Origin of the sequence: Streptomyces sp. NPDC001027, assembly GCF_040299045.1 — a bacterium.
Classification (GTDB): Bacteria; Actinomycetota; Actinomycetes; order Streptomycetales; family Streptomycetaceae; genus Streptomyces.
Genome location: NZ_JBEPBI010000280.1, coordinates 1 through 9,471, shown reverse-complemented (window position 1 = coordinate 9,471; position 9,471 = coordinate 1). Strand labels below are relative to the sequence as shown.

Sequence of the window (9,471 nt, the reverse complement as noted above, 5' to 3'; positions counted from 1 at the left end):
CCAGCTCTCCCTGCACTACGGCGCCGACGACCTCGGCTCGATCATGCTGGAGGAGAACGTCGTCTCCTCGGCCGGCGCCAAGCACCGCTCCAACCTGCTCGAACTGATCCATCTCATCCGGTCGTCCGGCCGTGTCCCGGCCCAGCGCGCCACGACGTACGAGCACCTCGTCGTGCACGACGACCCGGCGAACGACCCGGTCGACGAGCGCGTCGTCTCCCACGTCTCGTCCACGGCGATCGAGGGCGGCACGGCCCACCCCGAGCTGAAGCTCATCGCCGCCACCTGAGCCGCCGGGCCGGGCGTTCGGGGCGCGGGCATCCGGCCCGGGACGCCCGCCCTCGTGACTCGCCCCGCCCCACCCCTGCACACGAGGACGGAGAACCCCATGGCGGGTGCCATTCACGCCACGGGTCTGGTCAAGACCTTCGGCGAGACCCGGGCCCTGGACGGAGTGGACCTTGACGTGCCGGAAGGCAGCGTCCTGGGACTGCTCGGCCCCAACGGAGCGGGCAAGACCACGACGGTGCGCGTGCTCGCCACCCTGCTGCGGCCCGACGCGGGCACCGCCGTCGTGGCGGGTCACGACGTGGTCCGCCACCCCGACCGGGTTCGGCTGTGCATCGGCCTCTCGGGCCAGTTCGCCGCCGTCGACGACCGGCTCACCGGCCGGGAGAACCTGCGGATGATCGGTGAGCTGTACGGGCTTCGCACCCGGGCCGCCCGCCTGCGCGCGGACGAGCTGCTGGACCGGTTCGACCTGACCGGGGCCGCCGACCGGATGTCCAGCACGTATTCGGGCGGCATGCAGCGACGCCTGGACCTGGCCTGCGCGCTCGTCGTGCGCCCTTCGGTGATGTTCCTCGACGAGCCGTCGACGGGCCTCGACCCGACCAGCCGGCTGATGCTGTGGGACGCCATCGAGGGCCTCGTGTCGCAGGGCACCACACTCCTGCTCACCACGCAGTACCTCGAGGAGGCCGACCGTCTGGCGCGGGACATCGCGGTCGTCGACCACGGACGGATCATCGCCCGTGGCACGCCGCGCGAACTGAAGGCGCAGGCAGGCGGCCAGCGGGTCGAGGCGGTCGTCTCCCAGCGCGAGCAACTCGACTCCGCGGCCGCCCTGCTGGCCCGGTACGGCACCCGCGCACCGGACGTCGACGGTCCCCGCGGCATGGTCTCGGTTCCCGTCGACGGCGGGGTGCGGCTGGTGGCCCAGGTGATCTCCGCCCTGGACGCGGAGGGCATCGAGGTCACCGACATCGGACTGCGCCGCCCCACGCTCGACGAGGTCTTCCTCGCCCTCACCGAGGCCGCCCCGCGGGACACATCGCGCATGGCGGTCGGCGCCGGCGCGGCGAACGAGAAGGAGTGATGAACGTGTCGGCCACGGCATCGTCCGTACCCGAGCTGAGGCCCGGATCGGCCGCCAAATCGCTGCGCGACGTACTCGTCGTGACGAGGCGCAACGTGATCCGGACGATCCGCATTCCCGAGGTGGTCATCCTCAGTCTGGTGCAGCCGATCGTCTTCGTGCTGCTCTTCGCCTACATCTTCGCCGGGTCGTTCAGTCTGCCCGGCGCGGCGAATCCCGCCGCGTACCGCGAGTACATGATGCCCGGGTTCTTCGCGCAGACGATCGCCTTCGCGACCGCCGGCAACAGCAGCGTCAGCATGGCCAACGACATGCAGAGCGGCATGGTCGACCGGTTCCGCTCCCTGCCGATGGCGCGGGGGGCGCTGCTCACCGGCCGCACGCTCGCGGATCTCGTCCAGAACGTCATGGTCATGACGGTGATGGTGCTGTGCGCGCTGCTGGTCGGCTGGCGCATCCATCACGGGGCGCTGCGAGCCGCCGCCGCCTTCGCTCTGCTGCTGCTCATGGGGTACGCGCTGTCGTGGGTGGGCGTCGTCATCGGCATGTCGGTGCGCGCCCCGGAGGCGGCGGCCACCAGCAACTTCCTGTGGCTGTTCCCGCTGACCTTCCTCTCCAACGCGTTCGTGGCGCCGTCCACGCTCCCGACGGTGCTGCGCTGGGCTGCCGAGTGGAATCCCCTGAGCGCCACGGTGCAGGCGACCCGGCAGCTGTTCGGCAACCCGGGGCTCGCGGCCACGGGCGCCTGGCCCGCTCAGCATCCCGTTCTGGTGTCGTTGTGCTGGTCGGTGCTGATCGCGGTGGTGGGCCGGACGCTGGCGGTGCGCCGCTACCGTTCGGCCGGCACGTGAGGGGGAAGTCGTGACCGCGGACGCCACGTTCCGGGCGGACCTCGTCCGCCCGGTGCACGAACTGCTCGCCGGGCACGCTGCCCGGCAGCCCGACCGGATCGCGCTCGAGGACGCCGGTCGTGCGGTGACCTGGGCCGAACTGGACCGGCGCACCGCCCGGGCGGCCGGTCATCTGGTGGGGCTGGGCCTGACGCGCGGCGCGTCGGCGGTGATCTACCTGCCCAACCGGGTGGAGGCGGTGGAGAGTCGCCTCGCCGTCACCCGGGCGAGCGCCGTCGGCGTGCCGCTCGACCCGCAGTCCACCGACGCGGAACTGGCGTACCTGCTGGACGACTGCGCGGCGCGGCTGGTCATCACCGGCTCGGCGCAGCTGCCCCAGCTGCGCCGCGTGCTGGCGGACCGGCCGGACGTCGTCGTGGTCCTCGTGGGACGGGACTCCGAGCCGGGGTTCACGGAGACGGCCGACGACGAACTGCCGCGCTGGGAGGAACTGGCGTCGACGTGGTCACTGCGCGATCCGCCCCGCGACGACCTGGGCCTGGACGAGCCGGCCTGGGTGCTGTACCCGCCCGGGACGACCGGCCGTCCCCTCGGGGTCGTGTCCACGCAGAGGACGTCGCTGTGGACGACGGCCGCCTGCGACGCACCGCTGCTGGGTCTGTCCCCACAGGACCGGGTCGTGTGGCCGCTGCCGCTCTTCCACGCGGCGGCGCGCACCGTGTGCGTGCTCGGCGTCGTGGCGGTCGGCGCCACGCTCTGCGTCACGGACGGTGCGGCCGCCGACGAGGTGCTGCGTCGAGCCCTTGCCGAGGACGCCGCCTTCCTGGTGGGCGTGCCGGCGATGTACCGCCGGATGGTGGAGCTCGCCCGGTCCGGTGAGGCCGGCGTTCCCCGGCCGAGGGTGTGCGTGGTGGCGGGCCCGCCGTGTCCGGCGTCCCTGCACGAGGCGTTCCGCTCCGCGTTCGGCATCGCCCTGCTGGACGGCTACGGCTCGACGGAGACGGGCGGCGCGATCACCACGAACCTGCCGCAGGGCCCGTACCTGCCCGGCTCCTGCGGTGTGCCGCTGCCCGGACTGACGCTACGCCTCATGGACCCGCGCACCGGCGACGAGGTGGAGCGAGGCGCCGAAGGCGAGGTGTGGGTGTCCAGCCCGGCGCTGACGCCCGGCTATCACCGGCAGCCGGAGGCAACCGCGAGGGTGCTGTCCGGGGGCTGGTACCGCACCGGTGACCTGGCCCGCCAGGACGCGGACGGATGTCTGACGCTCACCGGCCGGCTCGAGGAGCTGATCGTCCGGGGCGGGGAGCACGTCCGTCCGCGCGAGGTGGAGGAGGCGCTCGTGCTGGCGCCGGGGGTCGCGGACGCGGCCGTCGCGGGCGTCGCCCACGGGACGCTCGGCGAGGTGCCGGTCGCCTACGTGGTGCCGGCGGCCGGGGGGCTCGACGTGGAGGCGGTGCTGTCCGCCTGCCGACGGAGGCTGTCCGTGGTCGAGCTCCCTGAGGAGATCCACGAGGTCGCCGAGGTTCCTCGCGACCCGGTCGGGAAGATCGCCCGCGGACTGCTGGCGGCGCTTCCGACGCGGCCGCTGTGGCGGCGGTCCGGGAAGCGGTCCCCGGAAGCGCTCTGCTCTTCCGGCGCCGTCGAGCTGGGACTGGACGACGCGGGCCATCCCCTGCTCCCGGCAGTGGTCGAACTGCCCGGGCGCGACGAACTGGTGTGCACGGGCCGGATCACCGCGTCCGGTGGCGACCCCACGCTGTCGCAACGCGTGGACGGAGCAGCGGTGTTCGCCGGAGCGGCCCTGCTGGACCTGGTGCTGCACGCGGCGGGCCGCGCCGGCTGCGCCCGGGCGCTGGACGTGGCGGCGGACGAGCCGCTGGTGCTGCCGCACGAGGGCGGCGTGCAACTTCGGGTGACGGTCGGTGCGCCGGAGGCCGACGGCATCAGACGGGTGACGGTTCACGGGCGGCCGGACACAGGCGCCTCACGCAGACCGTGGACCCGGTACGCGACGGCGACGGTGGCCCCGGCCTCCCCCGCGGAAGCCGACGTGAGACGGTCCGTGTGGCCTCCGCAGGACGCCCGCCCGGTCATCGGGGACCGCGAAGCCGACCGGCCGGACTCCGCGCGGACTCCCCGCGCCGTGTGGCGGCGCGGGGACGAGGTCTTCGTCGAGGCGGCGCTGCCCGACTGGGTGACGGGTCAGGACGGTCACGCGCTCCATCCGGTGCTGTTGGACGCGGCGCTGACCGGCGCCGTGCACCTGGCCCGGGAGGCGGCTCCGCACGGCGCGAAGCCGGTTGCGGTGCGCTGGCGTGACGTGTCCCTGTACGCCGGCGGCGCGTCCTTGCTGCGGGTGCGGCTGCGGCCGACGACCGACGGCTCCTGGGAGCTGGAGGCGGCCGACGGCACCGGGGACCGGGTGCTGACCGCGCGCTCGGTGACCTGTGCGCCGCTGCGGGGCGACGCCGTACGAGCCGCGTCGGCGACACAGCAGGACGCCCTGCTCGACCACTGCTGGGAGCCGTACGCACTGCCCTCGGTCGGCGGCGCGCCCGCGACGGTGGGCGGTCCCCGGCCCTGACGCGCCGCGAGTCCGCGGCCGGTGCAGCCCGGTTCGTCGTCGTGGCCCGGTTCGTCGTCGCCCGGTTCGTCGTCGCCCGGGACGCGGTCGTCACGGCGACGGGCGAATGCCGGCCGTGGACGCGGCGGCCGTCCGGGGCTCGTGGGCGCCGCGCAGGACCGGGCCCTGGGGCGCTTCCTCCCCCCTCGTCATCGACGCCGTGAGACTTCCTGACTCCGCCCGGCCGGCGGCCGGCGCCGCGTCTTCGCGGTGGCGGGGTCCGCCGGCCGCGTTCGGCGTCCTCGCACCGCTGCCACCGGCCGCCCTCGACGCATCGAGGACGAGCGCGGTGGCAGAAGCACGTCATACCGCCCAGGCGGGAAGATCGACGAGGGTCACGACAGCGGCCGTGCACATCCAGCCCGGGCCCTGGGAGATCAGCAGTACGTGGTCGCCGGGAGCCACCTCGCGCGTACGGACCAGATGCTCCAGGGTGATGAAGACGTCGGCGCCGCCCACATGCCCGATGCCCTTGCCGAAGTCCCACGTGGAGCGTTCCATGGGCAGGCCGAGCGGCATCATGACCGAGTACTGGATCATCCGGCCGTCGATGTTGATCGGTACGACCTTGGCGATGTCGTCGGCATTGAGGTCGGCGTCGATGAGTGCTCGGCGGATGACGCCGAGATTGAAGACAGTCAGTTTCTCGAGGGTCTCGGAGAGCGGGGTCTCGGTCTCGCTGTAGCGAGTGGCCCGTTCAGCCATGTCCCCGTCGCTCTCCCGGCCTTCGTCCGCCAGCAGCGAGCCGTCGCCACGATGCCACCGTTCGAGCTCGGGCAGGATGCCCGCGCTGAGCGACCTGATCTGCGCGAAGCCCTCGTCCGCGCTGAGCAGGACTGCGGCCCCGCCGTCGGAGAGGAAGTACGCCTGGCCGATTCCCGTGTAGCGGTCCGAGCCCGTGGCGGTGAAGTTCTCACCGGATGTGAGGAGCACGGTCTCCGCCTGAGCGGCGCCCGTCATCTGCCCGACCGCCACCTCCAGCGCGCCCAGCATGCCGTTGCAGCCCTGGCGCAGGTACAGCGACGAGACCGGCTCCACCTCCAGTTCGCGCAGGACGTATCCGGGTGCGTAGGACCCGGGCGGGCCCTGGTAGTACACCCCGCTGTGCACGTGGTGCGTGATGTCCTCCCGTTGCAGCTTCGACCGGTCCATGGCGACGCGCGCGGCGGAGATCGCGAGTTCCACGGCCGGGACGTCGTGCGCCAGATGGGTGCCGGTCAGCCCGTTCGCGTCCACGAGTTCCTGGCTGATCAGTCCCTTGGACACGGCCCGCCCGACGGGCTCGAACTCGTGCAGCGTGACACCGAGCGAGTCGATGAACACATGGTCAATTCTCATCCGAGGGCCTTTCCGTTCCATTGAGGTGTGAGGGCGCGGAGGCGAGGATCCGCTCGATCAGGTGCTCCGCGAGGTCCGTCGGGGTGTCGAACTCGAACGCCACCCGCGTCGGCAGCCTCAGCCCGGTCGCCTCGACGAGTGCCGTGCGCAGCTGCAGAGCGGTGAGCGAGTCGAATCCGAGGTTCCTCAGCCGGGCGTCCGCGGCCACGCTGTCCGGTGCTGCGTGGCCGAGGACGGCAGCGGCCCGGTCCCGCACGAGGTCGGTCACCGCCGTCTCCCGCTCCGCCCTGCTCATCGCCGCCAGCCGGTGTCGCAGGTCCGTCTGCTCCGCCGGGGTGGACCGGGCCGTGCGGCGGGCGCCGACGGACACCAGCGTCCGTAGGACGGAGGCCACCTCGCCGGTCTCCGCGTCGCCGGTGAGTCCGCCGAAGTCCAGCCGGGACGCGATCACGAGGCCGCGGCCGGCCGCCCAAGCCGCGTCGAAGAGCCCGAGCCCCTGCTGCTCGACGAGCGGGTGCGTGCCGCGCAGCGCCACCGGGCGCCGGTCCTTCCCGGGCGGCCCCGGCCGACTGCTCGCACCGGCCCACGGACCCCATGCGATCGAGGTGGCGGCGACGCCGCGGGACCGCAGGTGGTGGGCGAACGCGTCGAGGAAGGTGCTCGCGGCGGCCTGGTCGGCCTGTCCCGCAGCGCCCAGGACGCCGGCGACCGAGGAGAACAGCACGAACTGCCCCACCCCTGCGTCGCGGACCACTTCGTACAGGTTCACGACCGCGTCCGCCTTGGGGCGCAGCACCTCGCTCAGGCGCTCCGCCGTCAGGGACGGGAGACCGGCGCCGTCCGCCGCGCCGGCCGTGTGCACCACGGCGGCGATCCGCCGGTCCGCGAGCAGGGCGGCCAGGGCTTCGGGGTCCGCCACGTCGCAGGCAGCCACCTGGACCCGGGCCCCAAGCTCCGTCAGTTCGGCTTCCAGGACCGCCGCCTCGGGCGCGTCCGAGCCCTGACGGCTCGTCAACAGCAGTTCCCGCACGCCGTGTTCGGTGACGAGGTGGCGGGCCACGACCGAGCCCAGCATGCCCGTCCCGCCGGTGACCAGCACCGTGCCGTCCGGGCCGACGTCCAGTCCCGGGAGAGCGCTGCCCGGTGCGAGACGGGCCAACCGCGGGACCCGTGCCGTCCTCCCGCGCAGCGCCCACTGCGGTTCCGTGGAGGACGCCACGCGATCCAGGGAGCGCCAGGTGGGCTTGGCGAGGTCCGTGTCCACGAGCACGAAGCGGTCCGGGTATGCGGTCTGCGCGCTGCGGATCAGACCCCAGACGCCGGCCGCCGCGAGGTCGAGCGGTGACGTGTCGTCGGGCCCGGCCACCGCGGGGACCGCGCCGTGGGTGAGGAACACCAGCCGGGATCCGTCGAAGGCCGGGGTGCCCACCCACGCCCGGGCTGTCTCCAGGGCACGGGTCGTCGTGGCGTGGACGGCGTCCACCAGTTCCCGCCCGGCCGGCTCGCCATGCTGCTCCAGGAAGGGGACCACGACGACGTCGGGGACGTCTCGGCCCCCCTCCACGGCGGCCGCCAGCGCCGTCAGGTCCGGGTACGTCTCCGCGTAGCGTCCCGCGGTCATCAGCGAGGACCGCATGCGCACGGGATCCTCGCCCACGATGGCCCAAGTGCCGTCGGCGTCGGCGGTGTTCGCCCGGACGTCCACGGCGGTCCACTCGATGCCGAACAGGCTGTCCTGCTGCGCCACGTCCGAGGCTCTGAGCTCCTCGCGCACGACGGGCCCGAGCCGCAGGGCCGGTACCGACAGCACAGGGGATCCGGTGGCGTCGGCAGCGGCCAGCGACACCGAGCCGTCCGGCCCCGGGGAGACCCGGGCGCGCAGGACGGATGCGCCGGACGCGTGCAGCGACACCTCTCCCCAGGCTTGTACCCGCAAGGACGCGGCGGCGACCTCGGGTGCGACGCCCTTCAAGCCCGCAAGGCTGAGCAGGGCCTGTGCCGGCGCCGGGTGGAGCCCGAACCTCCGGGCCTCCTCCCGCAGTCGGTCCGGGACGAGGATCTCCGCGAACACCTCGCTGTCCCGTCGCCACACGCGCCGCACGGCGGAGTGCAGGGCGGGGTACTCCAGGCGCAGCTCGGGTTCGGGCACCGGGAGGGCGTCCGCGGGCGGCCAGGCCTCGAGATCCCAGTCCGGCACGGCCGCTGCCGCGACCAGCTCACCCGTCGCGTGGCAGGTCCAGGGCAACCCCAGGACGTCGTCGCCGCGCCGGGAGTGCACGGAGACCGTGCGTACGCCGGGCTCCTCGCCCGCGCCGACCGTGACGCGGACCTGAACGGCGCCGGAACCCGGCATCACGAACGGCGCCTGCGCGGTCAGGGCGCGCAGCCGGCCCCTGCCCAACCGCCCACCGGCCGCGAGCGCCAACTCCGCGGCGAGCCAGTCCGGTTCCCGCTCCGCGCCATGGGCCTGCTCATCCGGCGACCACGCGGGCATGCCCGCCGAAAGCCGGCCGGTGAACACCACGGTCTCGGTACCGGGCAGTTCCACGGCCGCACCCAGCAGGGGGTGCGAGGCGGGAACCGCGCCCAGACCGGACGCACCGCGAGAGGCTCCTGTCGGTGTGGTGAGCCAGTGGCGGGTTCCCTGGAAGGGGTAGGTCGGCAGGTCCGGGTGGATGGGTGTCGGGGGCGAGGTCGGGGCCGGGTGGAGGGTGACGCCTTGCGTCCATGCGGTGCTGAGGGCGTGGGTCCAGTCGTGGGCGTCGCCCTGATCACGGTGGAGTGTGGCGAGGACGGCGGGCTGTTCGGTGAGGTCGTCGAGGGCGTCGAGGGTTTCCTGGGTCGGGAGGGTGAGGTCGGGGTGGGGGCTGACCTCGATGAAGGCGGTGACGCCGGTGTGGGCCAGTGCGCGGGTGGCGGCCTGGTAGTCGACGGTGTGGCGCAGGTTGCGATACCAGTACTCGGCGTCGAGTTCGGCCCCGTCGACGGGACCGCCGGTCAGCGAGGAGTAGAAGGGCAGGTCGCCGCTGCGCGGCGCGATGGGCGCGAGCGCGTCGAGGACCTGATCCCTGATCGCTTCGGCGTGGACGGAGTGGGGGGCGTGGTCGATGGGGATGCGTCGGTGGCGTACGTGGTGCCGCTCGCACCAGGCGGCGAGTTCGTCGAGTGCTTCTGCGGGGCCGCAGAGGACGGTGTTGGCGGGGCTGTTGACCGCCCCGACGTCCAGTCCGAGGTCGGCGGCGATCGTCTCGGCCCGCTCCCGCGGCACGGCCAGGGAG

At 73.6% G+C, this 9,471-nt stretch carries 5 protein-coding genes and 1 pseudogene; 4 read left to right on the top strand and 2 right to left on the bottom strand.

Annotation, left to right across the window (positions count from 1 at the left end; translation table 11 throughout):
• The 4 genes and pseudogenes from ABT300_RS37825 to ABT300_RS37810 all read left to right on the top strand — a co-directional run.
• A pseudogene (locus ABT300_RS37825) lies at positions 1-289 on the top strand (dehypoxanthine futalosine cyclase); the annotation flags it as partial.
• A 99-nt stretch (positions 290-388) separates the two neighbouring features.
• Positions 389-1,378 (top strand): ATP-binding cassette domain-containing protein, encoded by a 990-nt coding sequence (locus ABT300_RS37820; RefSeq protein WP_351685915.1) that lies wholly within the window; start codon positions 389-391, stop codon positions 1,376-1,378.
• A complete protein-coding gene (locus tag ABT300_RS37815; RefSeq protein ID WP_351685912.1) occupies positions 1,378-2,229 on the top strand; it encodes an ABC transporter permease in 852 nt (283 codons plus the stop codon). Before ABT300_RS37820 ends, ABT300_RS37815 begins: the two co-directional genes overlap by 1 nt.
• 10 nt (positions 2,230-2,239) lie before the next feature.
• On the top strand, positions 2,240-4,816 hold the full coding sequence (locus ABT300_RS37810) for an AMP-binding protein (RefSeq protein ID WP_351685909.1): 2,577 nt from the start codon (positions 2,240-2,242) through the stop codon (positions 4,814-4,816).
• Positions 4,817-5,158: 342 nt separating this feature from the next.
• On the opposite strand, the gene ABT300_RS37805 is transcribed toward ABT300_RS37810, so the two are convergent.
• Together ABT300_RS37805 and ABT300_RS37800 are read right to left on the bottom strand one after the other, a co-directional pair.
• On the bottom strand, positions 5,159-6,193 hold the full coding sequence (locus ABT300_RS37805; protein WP_351685906.1) for a ketoacyl-ACP synthase III family protein: 1,035 nt from the start codon (positions 6,191-6,193) through the stop codon (positions 5,159-5,161).
• Positions 6,183-9,471: type I polyketide synthase (locus ABT300_RS37800; RefSeq protein ID WP_351685903.1), on the bottom strand; the 3,289-nt coding region annotated here is incomplete at its 5' end. The genes ABT300_RS37800 and ABT300_RS37805, both read right to left, overlap by 11 nt.